Origin of the sequence: Granulicella sp. L56 (assembly GCF_009765835.1) — a bacterium.
Taxonomy (GTDB): domain Bacteria; phylum Acidobacteriota; class Terriglobia; order Terriglobales; family Acidobacteriaceae; genus Edaphobacter.
The window spans coordinates 1,541,086-1,557,163 of sequence record NZ_LMUS01000006.1 but is presented as its reverse complement, the minus strand read 5'-3'; the positions used below and the strand labels follow the sequence as shown (position 1 = coordinate 1,557,163).

Here is a 16,078-nt window from a genome sequence, read left to right as displayed (position 1 = left end):
TTAGTGTCTTGACGATTCTAAGGGTTCGGGTGAAACAGACAATAAGTGCGCATGGACGATGAAGCGATTTGGTGCCGCTCCAATATAGTCGAATGGATAGCAGGTGATAAGGGTAAGCTCAGGCCGCGATCCGATGTTCAGCACGTTGACCCTGTCTGGCGTGACGATCTCCGTAGAGTCGACGCTATAGGAGTAGGTGCCGGTTTTGCCGATGAGGCGGATCTGCATGTTGGGCCCGATCTTTCGCAGAGGACGAAAAAACGTGTCGCGATGTCCGGCGAGGCCCACCGTCCCCAGCCCTCCCGGCAGCGCCGTCCCGCGGATATGGCCGACGCCTTCCCGAAGGCTGGTGGGGTCGTAGTCGGACATGACAGCGGCAGCAAGGTGAAGCGAAGGAATCTCGATCCTGCCTAGAATGTTCCGGTTCACAATTGCCTGTGATTGTGCCTGACGCAAGGCCTGCGCCGCATGGGGCGATTCGGATGGCTGAGGTCGAGCCATTAACTCAGCGGAGAGCGCGCGGTACTCCAGGCCTCGCATAGCGAAAAAGAGCACGAAGCCGATGCTCACCAGAGAAACGGCCCACAACAACTTTTCGATGCGATCGCAGGCCTTCACGGATTGCGTCCCAGCGTGATTGCTGCCCCGCTGGTGGATACCTGCCTTCTTCTAAAAAAGCAAAGCATGGCAGCCGCCATCGTGGAGCAGGCGCTCAGCAGCCATAGCCACGGCAGATCGCTGGCAGTATGGGGAAGGCTGGCTATGACAGGCTTCTGTGTGTTTGAGGCTACTTCTTCGTACCGCTCTGCCTTGATGGAGGGCACACTCCCTGAAGGGCCAACCCGTTCCGCCGAAAGCAGCCACAGCGTTACCAATTTCATGTCTCTGGGCGAAAGAGTGGGGTCGGCCGTGAGACCATCCGACGCAGGATCGATTGCGGGCACCTTCGCCTGGTTGGCGTTAGCGATATTGACGGCTTCTGCCTTCGGATAGACGAACTCGACGGCGGAGGATGTTCCAGCAACGTGCCAGCCTCTCAGGTAGTCGGTTCCTTTTACAGAGTTGCTCCAGTCCACAATGCCGGAAGCAGAGGCTCGGGGCAGCTTACTGTTGGGAATGCCGATGAAGGTTGAGTGGAGAGCGCCATCAGCGGAGTCAACCTGAACGATATAGCGGTCCGAGAGTCGATTAACGACGCGGATGGAGTAACTTCCCGACGGCAACGTGGCGCCGGGAACATTCGACGGGTTGGATACCGTGAAATCCGCGACCGGGCTCTTGGGCTGGCTCGCAAAAAGAGGTGTGATCGCGAGGGAGAGGGCCGCACAGGCGGCAATGGGGAAAATTTTCATGGGAGCTCCTTGCGAGACAATCGAATAGACAAACTACCCTTCATTCGCTAGGACGACCAGACGCGGAAGATAGATGGTACTTCTTTGCCGTCACTTTGGTAACCTAGTGCAATCGCAATATCCAGTTTGGACACGATCAAACGCGCAGAGGCAGATCAGTCTCGGTTTCATGCCATCCTCTGGCTCTGAAATCTTGACCGCGCTCTTTCAAAAGCCGACAATCAAATTCACAGCTTTTCTGAAACAGAGGTTCACCATGGTCGCCTATCTCGTTCTACTCTTTGCGGTCTTCAGCCGCTTCCTGCCGCATCTGTTCAACACCACCGCGATCGGCTTCACTGCGGTCGGCGGAGGCCTCCTCTACTTCGGAGCGCGCCGCAGCCGCTGGCAGACCATCATCGCCGTCCTCGCCCTCATGGGTGCCGACTACTACCTCACCGTCTTTGCCTACGGCTATGCCTTCCACACCAGCGCCTATCTCGTCACCTGGGTCTGGTACGGTGCGATCTGCCTGCTCGGCCACCAGATACTGAGCGGCAAGCCCTCCGCTCTGCGCGTGGCTGGCGGCGTTCTGGCTTCGGCCACGTCGTTCTTTGTTGTCAGCAATCTGGCGGTCTGGATGGGTAGCATTATGTATCCGCACACGGTTGCCGGTCTCAGCGCCTGCTACGTTGCGGCCATCCCTTTTTACGCCAACGACCTCATCTCCACCGCCATCACCGCAGGAGCCCTCTTTGGCCTTCCTGCTCTGGTTCGGAGCATCGCCGAGACCATGGACGAGTCCCACGGCAACCACATCGCCTAAGGCAACTTTCATCCACCAAAAAGGGCTGCGAATCTCGCAGCCCTTTTCCCATCCCCAAAAGCATACAAATTAAACGTCATCTCGACCGAAGGCGGCGCTTTTGCCGCTGTAGTGGAGAGACCCCTGTATTTTCGCCTTTGCCTTACTCCTCTGACCCATCTTCAGCCGGAAGCTGCGTTCCCCGACGCTTCGAGAACAACTTGCGGACGATATAAAACACCAGTAGCCCCACCAGAACCCCAATCACACCAAGCACATGGCCCAGATGCTCATGAAAGGCTTTGCCAATCGTGTTCAGGATGGCAGGCCCATAAAGGATGGTGATCAGTCCTTCCAGTCCAAACCGCACAAACTTCCCGGCAAAGATCGCGCCAAAGTACAGCAGCGGTTTCATCTCAAAGACGCCTGCCGCGAACTCGATGACCTTCACTGGCATGGGAGGAGGCATCATCGCCGGAATCATGATCGCCAGAAACTCCTGCCGCTCAAATTTGTCCCGCAGGGCCTCATACCGATGCCGGTTGATCCGCTTAAGCAGGAAAAGCTCCCCGCCAGCGCGGCCAAAATAGTAGGGAACCAGGCTTCCGATCGCCGAGCCGACCGCGGCCATCAGGCAGTAAACAAGGAACTTATCGTGGTCGTGCGCCACATAGTCGATCATCAGCGCGTCGATGGGCATCGGAATCGACGACGTATCGACGATCGCCAGCGCGCCCAGTCCCCAGGCGCCCAAAGGCTTCATCAGGACAAGCAGCGCGGTGTTCAGCTTATGAAAGAGGGCAATCGGATGGATTTTCACGAGGAAGCCTTATTTTACCTTGCATCCAGCCCAGAATGCGCCGTATTTCCGGCCAGCAAAGCCAGGGCATGAGGCAGCAGAGGAAGCACCGACTGAAGCGAGCTTTCCGCTCCCGCGGGACTTCCCGGCAGATTCACGACCAGGGTTTTTCCTGCGATTCCGCAAACGGCCCGGCTAAGCGCCGCAAATGGTGTATGTTGCAGGCCATCGGCCCGCATCCGTTCTGCCAGCCCTTCGACCAGCCGCTCGCACACCAGCCGGGTAGCATCCGGGGTCACATCCCGCGCCGCCAGTCCTGTCCCTCCGGTGGTGACGATCAACTGCGCGTTGCGTGCATAGTGGCGCAACGCGGTGATAATCGCATCGATCTCATCGGGCACAATCCGCATGGACACTGCACCGATTCCCGCAGCCTTCAGTAAGCGGGCAACAGCCGGACCGGAGACGTCGACCTGCTCGCCTTTGGAACAGCGGTCGCTAACCGTCAGCACCACCGCACGCGTATCGGCAGAAAATCCCTGATTCACCTGTACAGTTTACGGCGCGGACGCCATCGAACCCAACCCTTCTCTCCCCTAAAGATGAGAAAATAAAAAAGACTGTGCAAGCCAGGTTCATTTCCTGGTCAATCATCGCTCGCGGCGCAACTTTCGCTCCGTGGAGCCGTCTCAACAAATAATCAATGCCACCTGTAGAAACGCCGCCCAACTCCGTTCCGCCAACCACACCCGCCAAGGTGCGCACCGGACGTTTCGGCGAACTCGAAGAACACGAACTCATCCACCTGCTCGACTCTCTGGACGACGAGCGCTCCCGCGCCCGCTTCCGCGAGTCCGTTTACATCTCTCTCATCGTCTATCTGGCCCTAGCCTGGTTCCTCTTCTATGGCCCGCGTTTGCTCTTCCATCAGCCCCGCGTCATCGATCCGATGGCGGTCCTTAAAGAGCGGGACAAGAACATCACCTACCTCAACACACCGAAAGATCTTTCGAAGACGCTTTCGCAAAAGCCAGTCAAGACTCCAAAGTCGACGATCGATCAAAAGACATTGAAGCAGCTTCAGGCTATGGAGAAGGCCCGCGTACCTGCCCCGGCTCCTCCCGCGCCTGCCGCGCAACAGCCTGCCCCTCAGCAAGCCAAACAGGCTCCGCCGCCTCCACCGCTGCCTCAGCATCCGCAACAGCAGGCCATCGTCGATGCTCCGAAGCCAGCGCCTACGCGGCCAAACTTCGGCAATCCGAACCAGAGTGCCGGTGAGGCCATTCGCAGCGCGGCGCAGGCAGCGGCACAAAACCGCGGCGATGGCAGCGACGTCGGCACAGGCATCCCTGTAGCGCATCAGGGACTTAACACCGGCGTCGATATCCTCTCCGACACCATGGGGGTCGACTTCAACCCCTACCTCAAGCGGATCATCTACGAGATCTACCACACTTGGCTTCCGCTCATTCCCGAGGAGGCGCGGCCACCGCTCAACAAGCAGGGTGAGACCCTCATTCGCTTCACCATTCTGCCCGATGGCCGGATCGGCGGCATGACGCTCGACGGCTCCACCCACGATCAGGCCATCGATCGCGCTGCCTGGGGCTCTATCACCGGCGTAGGCCAGTTCCCGGCGCTCCCCAAGGAGTTCCACGGCCCGAATCTCGAGCTGCGCATCCACTACCTCGTCAACAAGAATCCTCCCGAGTAGGCACGGATGCTTGCACCCCCTCCACAGCAAAGGCCAGAGCAGCCCCGGCAGCAGGAGCGCCGCCGCCAGCTCCGTGCCCTGCTTCTGCTCGCTGCTGCCGTGCTCCTCTTCAGCCTTCTTCGCGCACATCATGTCTTCACCCCCGGCTGGTGGCGGCTATGGTAACCAGCCCGCTCATCGTTCTAGGTGGCCCCACCGCCAGTGGAAAGACCGCGCTCGCGCTGCATCTCGCCGAGCAGTTCAACGGCGAGATCGTTAGCTGCGATTCAGTCGCCGTCTATCGCGAGATGGAGATTGGCACGGCCAAGCCCTCGCTCGAAGAGCGCGCCTTCGTTCCCCATCATATGATCGACATCGCGTGGCCCGACGAGGCCTGCACCGCCGGAGACTACAGCCGCCAGGCGCGAGAATCGCTGGCAGGCATCACCGGGCGCGGCCATCTTCCCATCGTTGCCGGAGGCACCGGCCTTTATCTACGCGCTCTCATCGACGGCCTCTTTCCGTCACCACCCACGCATCCCGGCCGCCGCGAAGTTCTTCGCCGCCGGGCCGAAACCCATGGGCCGGCCTACCTTCATCGTCTTCTCACCCGTCTCGATCCAGCGGCGGCTGCGGCCATTCATGCCAACGATGTCTCCAAGGTCGTTCGCGCCATCGAGGTATCGCTCGCCGCAAAACAACCGCTCACCCAGCAATGGGAAAAAGGTCGCGACGCCCTCACCGGCTTCAAAATTCTGCGCCTCGGCCTCGAACCTCCGCGTCCGCGGCTCTACGAACGCATCAACCATCGCGCTGCGGCCATGTTCGACCGCGGCCTCGTCGAAGAGACCGAGCGCCTCATCGAGCGCTATGGCCGCGAGTGCCGCCCGCTCACCTCGTTGGGCTATGCTGAAGCATCGGCGGTTCTACGAAACGAACTCACCCGCGCTCAGGCAGTCGCTCAGGCCCAGCAGGGTCATAGAAACTATGCGAAGCGTCAGGCCACCTGGTTCCGCCGCGATGCCGAGATTCATTGGCTTAAAGGCTTTGGAAATCAACAAGATATCGTGGCCCGAGCCCATCAACTCGTCTCCCTGCATCTCAACTGATACGCGCCACCCATCGAAGAGTAAGGAACACGCATGGCTATGACATCGCCTCAGCGACTCAGGCTCATACAAATAGCAGTGGTCTTGGGGATTGTCTTCATCGCGATCCAGTTTATTCGGCCCGAATTGACCAATCCGCCGGTCACAGCGGACCTGCAGGCACCGCCCGAGGTGAAGCAGATTCTCAAAAACTCGTGCTATAGCTGCCACTCGAACGAGACGAAGCTGCCGTGGTTCGATGAGGTCGTACCGGCCTACTGGATCGCCGCCAGCGACGTAAAAGAGGGGCGCAAGCACCTCAACTTCTCCGAGATCGGCAAGCTGCCTGCGGCGCAGCAAAAGGGCTTTCTCTTCGAAGCCATCAGCAACATCCAGATGGGCGCGATGCCGCTGCCGTCCTATCGGCGCGTGCATCCCGGATCGAGGGTCACGCTGGCGCAACTGGCTGTGCTGAAATCATGGCTCGCCCCTCCATCTCCAACCAATGCCGCCGCCGATACCAGCGTAGCCGACGCAGGCTATGAGCGATGGATTCAGGCAAGCAGCGTCGTCCCTGACGTGCATCCCTCTCCCAACGGCATCGATTTCATGCCCGACTACAGGAACTGGAAGGTCATCAGCAACACGGATCGCTTCGACAACCACACCATGCGCGAGATCCTCGGCAACGATATCGCCGTTAAGGCCATCGCGGAAAACCACATCAACCCCTGGCCGAATGGAACTGCCTTCGCCAAGGTCGCATGGCAGCAACAGCCCGATGGCAAAGGCATCATCCGAACCGGAGCTTTTATCCAGGTTGAATTCATGATTCGCGACAGCGACAAATACGCTTCCACCAAAGGCTGGGGATGGGCGAGATGGCGCGGAGCCGACCTCGTTCCTTATGGAAAAGACGCGGGATTCACCAGCGAATGCGTCAATTGTCATAATCCCGTACGCAACAGCGACTACGTCTACACCCCGCCGATAGGAGGCCAGCAATGAGAGTGAGCTATCTTCTGAGCGCGACACTTTCGCTGAGCGTCCTGAGCATCCTCGGTTGCTCGAACCCCTATCCTCCCGTCGTGGCGACGCTGAATAAGGGGGCCGTACTGCCCACCAATCTTCCGTCCAATCCGTTGCAGGACAGAGTCATCACTTCATGGATCGACAGGAAAAATTCAACCATGTCGACGCTCTTCGGCAACGATATCGCCGTGCAATACGCCAGAACGAGCCAGCAGCAGGACTATCCTTCTGGCTCCACGCTCTCTCTCGTCACCTGGATGCAGCAGGAAGATCCACGCTGGTTCGGTGCGAGGATTCCGTCAAAGGTGAAGTCTGTCGAGTACGTCATCGTGAAGACCAGCGCCGATCACCGGACGTCCTACACCTACGAATCCTACGAAGGCTCGCCGCTCAGGAAGACCCTCGACCAGCAAAGTCCCACGCCAATTCCGCAGGCGGTCTATCTTCTCTCGCAGCGCGCAGCCGTCATGCCCTGACGGCCGCGCGCATCAACACTAGAGCCATTTCTTCTTAGGTGTAGCTTCCTTTGTTTGTCATTCCCGAAGGGAATCTGCGTTTTGCTCGAATCATCAAAACTACATCGGGAGGACAACCGCTCTATCCCACCTCAAACCGGTCGCCGCGTTTGGGACAGATGACATTCAGCTTGTACAGCTTCTCAATCTCTGCCTTGAGGGCCTGCTGCGCATCCGGCTCTCCATGCACCAGAAAGACCTGCTTCAGCGTAGGCACAATCGGCTGCATCCACTCCAGAAGCTCGTGCTGGTCGGCATGGCCGCTTAATTCGCCGATCGAATCCACCTCGGCGCGCAGCCGCATGGGCTCGCCAAAGATCTTTACCTCGGGCTGCTTCTCGACGATGGCGCGGCCCAGCGTATTCTGCGCCTGAAACCCGGTAATCAAAATCAGATTCCTCGGGTCTTCGACGCTGTTCTTCAGATGATGCAGCACACGTCCCGCCTCGCACATTCCCGAGGCCGAGATCACGATGAACGGCATATGCAGGCCATTCAGCGCCTTGCTCTCTTCCACCGTGCGTGTATATTTCAGCCGACTCCATCCAAACGGATCTTCATGAAGATCCGCGAACGCGCGCGCCCCCTCATCCCACTCCTCTTCATGTTTGCGAAACACGTCCGTCACATTCACCGCCAGCGGACTGTCCACAAAGATAGGAATGTCAGGAATCGCCTTGGCATCGATCAGCTCATGCAGCAACAGCACCACCTGCTGCGTGCGCCCCACGGCAAACGCAGGCATCACAATATGTCCGCCGCGCGCGACGGTACGATTCACCAGGTTTGCCAGCTTCTTCTTTACCGGCCCTATCGGCTGGTGCAACCGGTTCCCATACGTGCTCTCCATGATGAGATACTCCGCAGCCGGAGCCGTATCCGGATCGTGAATAATCGGCAGGCCTTTGCGTCCCACATCGCCCGAAAACAGCAGCCGCGTAGCCTGCCCCTTCTCTTTCGCATCGACCAGCACACAAGTCGAGCCCAGCATGTGGCCCGCATCGTAAGTCGTCGTCGTAAACCCCGCATCCGCCGTCGAACCAGCCAGCAACTGCGGCGTATGCAGCTTCACCGGCTTGAACAGCTCGACCGCCTGCGCCGCATCCTCCTGCGTGTAGAGCGGCGTCGCTCCATCGGCCTCGCCGTTCATGCCGATGGCCTTGCGCCGCCGCCAGCGCTTGTTCACAAACTCCGCATCCGACTCCTGAATATGCGCGCTGTCCTTCAGCATCTTCTCGCAAAGGTCCACCGTCGCCGGAGTCGTATAAATTGGCCCGCGATATCCCTGCTTCGCCAGCAGCGGCAGGTCGCCGCTATGGTCGATGTGCGCATGAGAGAGCACAACGGCGTTCAACTGTTCAACGGGCAATGCAAGATGCGCATTGATCTCGCGGCCCTGTTGCCTGTGTCCCTGAAACAGTCCGCAGTCCAGCAGCACGTTCTGACCCGCGCACTCCAGATGATGCGAAGACCCTGTGACCGTCTGTGCCGCGCCCCAAAAATGCAATCGAATCCCCATGCACGCTCCTTAAAATTCACAGCCATCCTATCTGAAAGAGAGCAGAACGTAGCGAAGGCCCATCCTGATCGATGGGCCTTCGTCTCTCACTCACTGAAAACGATCAGGGCTGCACCACAAGATCGTTCGCCAACCTGAAGTGAACAATCGACTCCGACGGAATCTCGATATCTCGATTGCCCGTCAAGCCGCCCACTGCGGTTCCTGCTCCCGCACCGGCAAGTCCGCCCACCAGCAACCCAACGCCTCCAGTGGCAACGCCGCCGACCAGCATACCCAGCCCGGTTCCGCCGCCGATAAATGCTGCCGACCGTTTGCCCTTGCCCTTCTTCGTCCTTCTCAGGTCGCGAGTATCCAAACGATACTGATTGCCATTCAGCGTCAGTGAAGTAAGCCGCAACTCCAGCATCGAAGCACCCTTGAAGTGCCCACGCCGATGCGAGACTTCCACAATCCCGCCCACAGGAGCGCCTTTCGGAATAATGACGTTGTTGTTGTCCCCAACCACCGGCTCAACAATCTCACCATCGAAACGGTCGCCTGCGCGGCTGGTCTTGACGCTGATGCGCTGATTAATGCGAATCGTCAGATTCGTACCTGCGGGAACATTCACGTCGGCTGGCTGAATCACCGGAGCGCCACCCGGAGTTGCTACGGGAGGCGGTGCCGTCGCGGCAGGTTCTGCCGCGCCTCCGTTTTGCCCTGCGATTGCAGGCTGTCCCGGTGTTACCGCAGGCGCAGATGCCGCCGTATTTGCCGGAGTCCCCGCCGCAGGAGTCACCGTTGTCGTTGTTGCCTGAGCCGTCTGCCCCGGAGCTGGTGGCTGCACCGTCACCGTGGTCGTGTTGCCACTCTTGTCGATCGAGACCACCTGCTGCGCCTGTCCTGTGGCTGCTGCCTGTTTCTTCGCTGCGTCAATCGCCGCATCTTCTTTCGATTTGCATCCCGCCAGCAAAGCAACTGCTAACGCCATTGCCCCCGTAAACTTTAAAATCCTTCCAGAAATCACCATCGTTGCCATCTTGGGGCCCTCATCCTTCGTATCAGACTTTATTGGTACATCCGCGCGATGCAGCTCTCCGCCGTCATCACACGATACTGAGATGCCATTCGCCCCCTCCTTACTGTCTCGATGCAAAAGGTTTACGATTAAGCATGAGCGACAAAACCCCCCGTCCCCAGCTCGCCCACCTCACGGCCCAGCTTGAAGATCTGAAGCAGCGCGGCACCCACTTCAAGCTCCGCATCCTCGACGACGAGCAGGCTCCCGTCTGCACTTACGACGGCAAGCGAGTCATCAATCTCGCCAGCAATAACTATCTCGGCCTCTGCAATCACCCCAAACTCCGTGAAGCCGCCATCGCCGCCACGCAGAAATATGGCGTCGGCTCAGGAGCCGTCCGCACCATCGCCGGAACCATGCGCATCCATATGGAGCTGGAAGAAAAGATCGCCGCCTTCAAAGGCGTCGAGGCCTGCGTCGTCTTCCAGTCCGGCTTCGCCGCCAACGCCGGAACGGTCTCCAGCATTCTCGGCAAAGAAGACTTCATCCTCTCCGACGAGCTCAACCACGCCAGCATCATCGACGGAGCACGCCTCTCGAAAGCAAAGATTAAAGTCTTCCGCCACAAGGATGTCGCCCACGCCGAAGAGTTGCTCAAAGAGATCCAGAACGAGCCCGGCCGCAAGCTCCTCATCACCGACGGTGTCTTCTCGATGGATGGCGACATCGGCCCGGTCGACAAGCTCTGCGACCTCGCCGACAAGTACGGAGCCATCATGATGGTCGATGACGCCCACGCCAGCGGTGTGCTCGGCCGCAACGGTCGCGGCTCGGTCGATCACTTCCACTGCACTTCACGCGTCGACGTGCAGGTAGGCACCCTCTCCAAAGCTATCGGAGCGCTCGGCGGTTACGTCTGCGGCAGTCGCGACCTCATCGACTACCTTTACCACCGTGCTCGTCCCTTCCTCTTTTCCACCTCGCATCCGCCCTCGGTTGCAGCCACCTGCATCGCCGCGTTCGACATCTTGGAGTCAGAACCCGACCGCATCCAGCGGCTGTGGGACAACACCAGCTACTTCAAGCAGCAGCTCACCGCCGCCGGTTTCGATACCGGAGGCCGCACCACGCCTGCCAGCGAGACCCCGATTACCCCCATCCTTATTGGCGATGGCCGTGCGACAATGGACTTTTCCCGCGCTCTTTTCCAGGCGGGCCTCATGGCCACCGGAATCGCCTTTCCCACCGTTCCCGAGGGCAAAGCCCGGATTCGCACCATCATGACCAGCGAACACACCCGCGAACAGATCGACCAGGCCCTTGAAATTCTCACTACCGTCGCAAGAAAGTCGAACATTCTTCCCGCATGACGAATCGAATTTCCCGAACAGGTGTCTTATCTATGATGCCCTTTCATCTTCAAACTTCCAAGCTCGGAGCAGTGTGTATTGCTGCGGCATTTCTGGCTGCGCTGGCGTGTACTCCCGCCACCTTGCACGCTCAGGAACTTACCGCTGGCACCTCCTCCTCACTGATTGCCGCGAGCGACTCCGTGGCCGACTCGCTGCCCGACGCTCCGCTTCCTGCATCTGACCTGCAAACCGGTCAGGCGACAGCGCCAGCCGCTGCAACCGCTCAGGCGACAGCGCCAGCCGCTGCAACCGCTCCCACCGATCCCCAGCAGACCAAGCGCATCCTCGGCATCATGCCCAACTTTCGCTCCGTCTCCGCCGACACCAAGCTGCCGCCGCAATCGGCCAAGGACAAGTTCATCGCCGCCGGTCGCGACACCTTCGACTACTCCTCCTTCTTCATCGCCGGGTTGCAGGCAGGCTTCGCGATGAACGGCGACTCCTATCCCGAGTTCCATCAGGGGGTGAAGGGATACGCCCGCTACTACTGGCACACCCTCGCCGATACGGCTGACGAGAACTTCATGGTCGGCGGCATTGGCCCCGTCCTCTTCCACCAGGACAACCGCTTCTACACCCTCGGCCACGGCTCCATCGGCCATCGCGCCCTCTATGCCGCCAGCCGTGTCCTCATTACTCGCAAAGACGACGGCGACAATACCTTCAACTTCTCCGAGGTCATCGGCTCCGGCGCAGCCTCAGGCGTCTCCTCGCTCTACTACCCGACCAAGTACCGCACCTGGACCAAGGTCGGCCAGAAGTGGCTCACCAGCGACCTCATCGACGGCGTCAGCTTCACCTTCAAAGAGTTTTGGCCAGACATCAACCACAAGCTCTTCCATACCCAGTAGATTTGACACCGCCTCATACACAAAGTGCTCATCAATCTCATTAGATTGAAGACTTTGCCGGACTGATGCCAGTAAAATCAAGACCTTGGCTCTGCGGTTGGACTTAAGATTTTTGTTTTGAAGTCTTTGCGCAAATCGCAGGGGGTGGTAATGCCTCTGTCAAGCAACATGGTCCCGCACCGGGTGTGATGGATGAAGGCGGTCATCCAGAAATAGATAGCTCTTTATAATCCTGACATGGCGGCTGCTTTTACTACCGATCAACAGATTCAGGCGCTGCGCGATGAGCTTCGCCACCATGAACATCTCTATTACGTTCTGGACAAGCCGGAGCTGACCGACGCGCAGTATGACGAGCGGATGAACCGGCTGAAGAAGCTGGAGGCCGAGCATCCGGATCTGGTGACGGCGGACTCGCCAACGCAGCGAGTGGGGGGCAAGCCGCGCGAGGGATTCGTGAAGACGCCGCACTCGCGGCCGATGTTGTCGCTGGACAACGCCTACAACGAAGAGGAGCTGCGCGCATGGGACCAGCGGGTGCGCGAGGCGCTGCCAACCTCTGAGAAGGTGCAGTATGTGTGCGAGTTGAAACTCGACGGTCTCTCGCTGGCTCTGCATTATGCTGCCGGTGCTCATGGAGCGGCGCATCTGGAGCGAGGGCTTACGCGCGGGGATGGCTCAATCGGCGAGGATGTGACCAGCAACGTCCGCACGATCCGCTCGGTACCTCTCAGCGTGTCTGCGGCGAAGTTGAAGGCGGCGGGATTGCCGCAGAAGTTTGAGGTGCGCGGCGAGGTGGTGCTGCCGCAGACGGCCTTTGTGAAGATGAACGAGGAGCGCGAGGCGCAGGGACTAGCTCCGGCGGCGAATCCACGGAATGCAGCGGCGGGTACGATTCGTACACTGGAGCCGAATATCGTGGCACAGCGGCGACTGGACTTCTATGCGTACTTCCTGCTGCAGGAGGGCGAGACGCTGCTGGCATCGCAGTCGGATACGTTGCAGGCGTTGCGCGGCGCGGGTTTCAGGGTGAACCCTAATGCGAAGACGGTGAAGGACATCGACGCGGTGGTGAAGTTTATCGCCGATGCAGAGCCGCTGCGCGACACGCTGGGCTATGAGATCGATGGCGTCGTGATCAAGGTTGATGCGACGGCGCAGCAGCGGCGGCTGGGGTTTACCGGCAAGGCTCCGCGATGGGCGATTGCGTATAAGTTCGCTGCGCGTGCCGGGATTACGCAGTTGGAAGACGTGCTGTTCCAGGTGGGACGCACCGGCAAGGTGACTCCGGTGGCAGTGCTGAAGGCGGTGTCTATCGGAGGAACAACGGTAACGCGGGCCACGCTGCATAACGCTGACGAGATTGCGCGGCTGGGAGTGCGCATCGGGGACTACATCTCCGTGGAGCGCGGGGGAGACGTCATTCCCAAGATTGTGGAAGTGGTGGACGACGCGACGCATCCGCGAGGCAAGAAGGAGATTGTGTTCCCCATGATCTGCCCGATATGCAAAAGTCCTCTGATGAAGGTGGAGGGCGAGGTCGACTGGAGATGCGTGAACAACTCCTGTCCAGCGCGGGTGCGTGAAGAGCTGCTGCACTGGTCGGCCCGTGGTGTGATGAATATCGAAGGACTCGGCGATGCGATGGTGGCGCAACTGCTGGGTCAAAATGCGGAGCTGGGCGCGGCGGAGGAAGCGATCGAAGAGGGTGCGCCGGTGGCGACTCGTAAGGCGTTGATCCACACGATTGGCGATCTGTACCGATTGAAGCGCGAGAAGTTGCTGGAGTTGGAGCGCGTTGGCGAGAAGACGGCTGATGCGCTCGTGGCGGAGATCGAGCGGTCGAAGAGTGCGGGGCTGGCGCGTGTGCTGCTTGGGCTGGGGATACGGTTTGTGGGCGAACGGACGGCGCAGCTGCTGGCAGAGCACTTCGGCTCGATGGATGCATTGATGAGTGCAGGCGCCGAGGAGCTGGAGGCGGTCAATGAGGTTGGGCCTAAGGTGGCGCAGGCGATCGTGGAGTTCTTTGCGGTGGAGAAGAACCGCGATCTGGTGAAGGACCTGGCATCGCTGGGATTGACGATGACGGCGGAGAAACGGGTGACGACTTCGACGTTGGAAGGGTTGACGTTCGTGCTGACAGGGACGCTGCCGAGCCTCACGCGCGAGATTGCGAAGGAGAAGATTGAGTCGGCGGGTGGGAAGGTTTCGGGCAGCGTGAGCAAGAAGACGAGCTATGTCGTCGCGGGCGAAGAGGCAGGATCGAAGCTGGACAAGGCCAACTCGCTTGGTGTTCCGTTGATAGATGAGGAAGGTCTGCTGGCGTTGTTGGAGCACGGTCCAACAACGCCAGCGTGAGAGTTCTGCACTAGCGGGTTGTGATCAGGACAAGTCCTTGCGGTGGGATGGTGATGGTGAGGCTGCCATTCTTAAGCGAAGAGGATTCTGGTGGTGAGGCTTTGCCTGCTTCGCGAAGTTTGGCGATCTGGTCGCGGGTGGGGAATGCGGGGCGGCCCATGGCGTCGTAGGTCTTGATGACGTTGCCGTGGTCGACGTCAAGCCGCCAGATCTGTATCGCCGCGTTGGAAGAGACGCCTTCGAGTTTTACGGTAAAGGCTTTGGATGGGCCGGGGTCAGCAGGTGGCGGTGTGTAGGCTGGGCCGCTGCCGTAGGGTGCGGCGTAGTTCCAGAGAGCGATGGCGAGCGAACCGTCTTCGTGACGGGTGGCGAGCGCTGAGTCGGAGTCAAGCTTGATGCGGCGCTCGCCTAACTGATGCAGCATGGCGAAGGCATTGAGCGCGGGCTTGGGGATGTCGTCTTCGGCGATGAGACCGAAGCCGCCATAGAACGGTGTACGTGTGACGCCCTGTTCCTCGAAGACGTCGGAGAAGGACCAGTAGCTCATGGACTGGGTGAGGCCGTCGCACTGGCTGATGTTGCTGGCGAGCCATGGGCCCATGTAGACGGAGTCGGTGACGTTGGGCTCGTTGGCGTAGCTGGCGTTGTACTCGCTCATGATGAGCGGGATCTTCGGATAGGGTGAGGCGAGGATCTCGTCGTGCACCATCTTTACGGCGCGGGCTACCATGTGATCGCGGGGAATGTCCTCATCGGTGCCGAGGACGTTTTTCGCGGTGTCGTTGCCGTAGACGTGGGTGCTGACGAAGTCGACGGGAACGTTGTCCTTCTTGCAGTGCGCCAGGAAGTCCGCGACCCATGCGGCCTGCGCGGTCGATGGCCCACCGACGCGTAGGCGAGCGTTGACCTTCTTGATGGCGCGGGCGGTGTGGTCGTATAGCTCAAAGTAGGTTGGCTGTTTAGGATTGCCGGCCCAGAAGTCGATGTTGGGCTCGTTCCATACCTCGAAGTCCCACTGCGCGACCTCGTCGATGCCGTAGCGATTGACGAGATGCTGGACGAAGGCTGTGATCATGTTGTCCCACTCGGCATAGTTCTTCGGCGGGGAGACGTTCTGCTTGTACCAGAAGGCGTGCAACGCGTTGGGATCAGAGGCCATCTTCTTGGGCATGAAGCTCAATTCGACGAAGGGGCGAACGCCGTTGGCGAGTAGGCCATCGTAGATTTGATCGACGTAGGAGAAGTTATAGACGCCTGAATCGGATGACGCGGCTACGTCGGCGTTCGTCATCTGGGCAAATTTGATGGGTCTACGGTCGGGGTCGTAGAGACCTACGTCGTCCATGAAGATGCCATGGAAGCGAACGGACTTAAAGTCCGTAGCTTGCTTCACGGTGCGGAGGTCTTCGCGGTAGCCCTGCCGCAGCGAGAGGATCGCGCGGCCTGAACCGAAGGTCTGCTCCCAGAAATGAGGGAAGGGCGTGGTAGCTGCTTTGGCGTCGATGCGGAGGGTTGTCATTTGTGATGTGGAAGATTGAGCCGGAGATGAAATGCAGATGCAGGCAGAGAGAAGGATTGCAGAGCCGACTGACAGCAGGCGGCAAGAGGTTAGTTTCATCGAGCGCTCCGGTGGTGTGAGTTGAGGCGGAGTTGTGGCTCCGCCCCCAGTATG

At 59.5% G+C, this 16,078-nt stretch carries 16 protein-coding genes; 9 read left to right on the top strand and 7 right to left on the bottom strand.

The window, feature by feature from the left end; translation table 11 throughout:
* Positions 1 to 618 carry a class D sortase gene (locus tag GSQ81_RS14195; protein ID WP_158911347.1) on the bottom strand — a complete coding sequence of 206 codons (618 nt, stop codon included), beginning with the start codon at positions 616 to 618 and terminating at the stop codon, positions 1 to 3.
* Positions 615 to 1,352: a hypothetical protein gene (locus GSQ81_RS14190; RefSeq protein ID WP_158911346.1), complete on the bottom strand. Its 738-nt coding sequence runs from the start codon at positions 1,350 to 1,352 to the stop codon at positions 615 to 617. The genes GSQ81_RS14195 and GSQ81_RS14190 overlap by 4 nt, the downstream gene beginning before the upstream one ends.
* Positions 1,353 to 1,608: 256 nt before the next feature.
* Here GSQ81_RS14190 and GSQ81_RS14185 point away from each other — a divergent pair, with 256 nt between their 5' ends.
* Positions 1,609 to 2,157, top strand: a complete 549-nt coding sequence (locus GSQ81_RS14185; protein WP_158911345.1) for a DUF6580 family putative transport protein — start codon at positions 1,609 to 1,611, stop codon at positions 2,155 to 2,157.
* A 142-nt stretch (positions 2,158 to 2,299) separates the two neighbouring features.
* Here GSQ81_RS14185 and GSQ81_RS14180 read toward each other — a convergent pair whose 3' ends face one another.
* Both GSQ81_RS14180 and GSQ81_RS14175 read right to left on the bottom strand, forming a co-directional pair.
* Complete coding sequence (locus GSQ81_RS14180; RefSeq protein ID WP_158911344.1) at positions 2,300 to 2,956, bottom strand: YqaA family protein; 657 nt, start codon at positions 2,954 to 2,956, stop codon at positions 2,300 to 2,302.
* Positions 2,957 to 2,970: 14 nt separating this feature from the next.
* A complete protein-coding gene (locus tag GSQ81_RS14175) occupies positions 2,971 to 3,483 on the bottom strand; it encodes a molybdenum cofactor biosynthesis protein B (RefSeq protein ID WP_158911343.1) in 513 nt (170 codons plus the stop codon).
* 155 nt (positions 3,484 to 3,638) lie between these two features.
* On the opposite strand from GSQ81_RS14175, the gene GSQ81_RS14170 reads away from it, so the two are divergent.
* Genes GSQ81_RS14170 through GSQ81_RS14150 form a run of 5 tightly spaced genes read left to right on the top strand, consistent with a single transcriptional unit; the run spans position 3,639 to position 7,224 of the window.
* Positions 3,639 to 4,649 (top strand): TonB family protein, encoded by a 1,011-nt coding sequence (locus GSQ81_RS14170; RefSeq protein ID WP_158911342.1) that lies wholly within the window; start codon positions 3,639 to 3,641, stop codon positions 4,647 to 4,649.
* A gap of 6 nt (positions 4,650 to 4,655) precedes the next feature.
* Positions 4,656 to 4,814, top strand: coding sequence for a hypothetical protein (locus GSQ81_RS14165; protein ID WP_158911341.1), 159 nt, complete (start codon positions 4,656 to 4,658; stop codon positions 4,812 to 4,814).
* Positions 4,808 to 5,737, top strand: a complete 930-nt coding sequence (gene miaA / locus GSQ81_RS14160) for a tRNA (adenosine(37)-N6)-dimethylallyltransferase MiaA (protein WP_158911340.1) — start codon at positions 4,808 to 4,810, stop codon at positions 5,735 to 5,737. Before GSQ81_RS14165 ends, miaA begins: the two co-directional genes overlap by 7 nt.
* Before the next feature lie 33 nt (positions 5,738 to 5,770).
* On the top strand, positions 5,771 to 6,724 hold the full coding sequence (locus GSQ81_RS14155) for a heme-binding domain-containing protein (RefSeq protein WP_158911339.1): 954 nt from the start codon (positions 5,771 to 5,773) through the stop codon (positions 6,722 to 6,724).
* Positions 6,725 to 6,726: 2 nt separating this feature from the next.
* A complete protein-coding gene (locus GSQ81_RS14150) occupies positions 6,727 to 7,224 on the top strand; it encodes a cytochrome P460 family protein (RefSeq protein ID WP_158911338.1) in 498 nt (165 codons plus the stop codon).
* 121 nt (positions 7,225 to 7,345) lie between these two features.
* On the opposite strand, the gene GSQ81_RS14145 is transcribed toward GSQ81_RS14150, so the two are convergent.
* Both GSQ81_RS14145 and GSQ81_RS14140 read right to left on the bottom strand, forming a co-directional pair.
* Complete coding sequence (locus GSQ81_RS14145; RefSeq protein WP_158911337.1) at positions 7,346 to 8,782, bottom strand: MBL fold metallo-hydrolase RNA specificity domain-containing protein; 1,437 nt, start codon at positions 8,780 to 8,782, stop codon at positions 7,346 to 7,348.
* 103 nt (positions 8,783 to 8,885) lie between these two features.
* The gene (locus tag GSQ81_RS14140; protein ID WP_254060203.1) at positions 8,886 to 9,755 is read right to left on the bottom strand and encodes a hypothetical protein; all 870 of its coding nucleotides are present in this window, start codon (positions 9,753 to 9,755) and stop codon (positions 8,886 to 8,888) included.
* Between the two features lie 182 nt (positions 9,756 to 9,937).
* On the opposite strand from GSQ81_RS14140, the gene GSQ81_RS14135 reads away from it, so the two are divergent.
* From GSQ81_RS14135 to ligA, 3 genes are all read left to right on the top strand, one after another.
* Positions 9,938 to 11,155, top strand: a complete 1,218-nt coding sequence (locus GSQ81_RS14135) for a glycine C-acetyltransferase (protein WP_158911336.1) — start codon at positions 9,938 to 9,940, stop codon at positions 11,153 to 11,155.
* Positions 11,156 to 11,187: 32 nt separating this feature from the next.
* On the top strand, positions 11,188 to 12,048 hold the full coding sequence (locus tag GSQ81_RS14130) for a hypothetical protein (protein WP_254060202.1): 861 nt from the start codon (positions 11,188 to 11,190) through the stop codon (positions 12,046 to 12,048).
* Between the two features lie 237 nt (positions 12,049 to 12,285).
* Positions 12,286 to 14,406 carry an NAD-dependent DNA ligase LigA gene (gene ligA, locus GSQ81_RS14125; protein ID WP_158911335.1) on the top strand — a complete coding sequence of 707 codons (2,121 nt, stop codon included), beginning with the start codon at positions 12,286 to 12,288 and terminating at the stop codon, positions 14,404 to 14,406.
* 10 nt (positions 14,407 to 14,416) lie between these two features.
* Here ligA and GSQ81_RS14120 read toward each other — a convergent pair whose 3' ends face one another.
* Entirely contained in the window at positions 14,417 to 16,024 is a 1,608-nt protein-coding gene (locus GSQ81_RS14120; RefSeq protein WP_158911334.1) for a glycosyl hydrolase family 39, read from the bottom strand.
* Between the last annotated feature and the right edge of the window lie 54 nt (positions 16,025 to 16,078).

Bases quoted from the DNA above. Each gene is read 5' to 3' on its own strand.
- GSQ81_RS14190 (WP_158911346.1), bottom strand. From the start codon at position 1,352: ATGAAAATTTTCCCCATTGCCGCCTGTGCGGCCCTCTCCCTCGCGATC.
- GSQ81_RS14185 (WP_158911345.1), top strand. From the start codon at position 1,609: ATGGTCGCCTATCTCGTTCTACTCTTTGCGGTCTTCAGCCGCTTCCTG.
- GSQ81_RS14170 (WP_158911342.1), top strand. From the start codon at position 3,639: ATGCCACCTGTAGAAACGCCGCCCAACTCCGTTCCGCCAACCACACCC.
- GSQ81_RS14165 (WP_158911341.1), top strand. From the start codon at position 4,656: ATGCTTGCACCCCCTCCACAGCAAAGGCCAGAGCAGCCCCGGCAGCAG.
- miaA (WP_158911340.1), top strand. From the start codon at position 4,808: ATGGTAACCAGCCCGCTCATCGTTCTAGGTGGCCCCACCGCCAGTGGA.
- GSQ81_RS14155 (WP_158911339.1), top strand. From the start codon at position 5,771: ATGGCTATGACATCGCCTCAGCGACTCAGGCTCATACAAATAGCAGTG.
- GSQ81_RS14145 (WP_158911337.1), bottom strand. From the start codon at position 8,782: ATGGGGATTCGATTGCATTTTTGGGGCGCGGCACAGACGGTCACAGGG.
- GSQ81_RS14140 (WP_254060203.1), bottom strand. From the start codon at position 9,755: ATGGCGTTAGCAGTTGCTTTGCTGGCGGGATGCAAATCGAAAGAAGAT.
- GSQ81_RS14135 (WP_158911336.1), top strand. From the start codon at position 9,938: ATGAGCGACAAAACCCCCCGTCCCCAGCTCGCCCACCTCACGGCCCAG.
- GSQ81_RS14130 (WP_254060202.1), top strand. From the start codon at position 11,188: ATGATGCCCTTTCATCTTCAAACTTCCAAGCTCGGAGCAGTGTGTATT.
- ligA (WP_158911335.1), top strand. From the start codon at position 12,286: ATGGCGGCTGCTTTTACTACCGATCAACAGATTCAGGCGCTGCGCGAT.
- GSQ81_RS14120 (WP_158911334.1), bottom strand. From the start codon at position 16,024: ATGAAACTAACCTCTTGCCGCCTGCTGTCAGTCGGCTCTGCAATCCTT.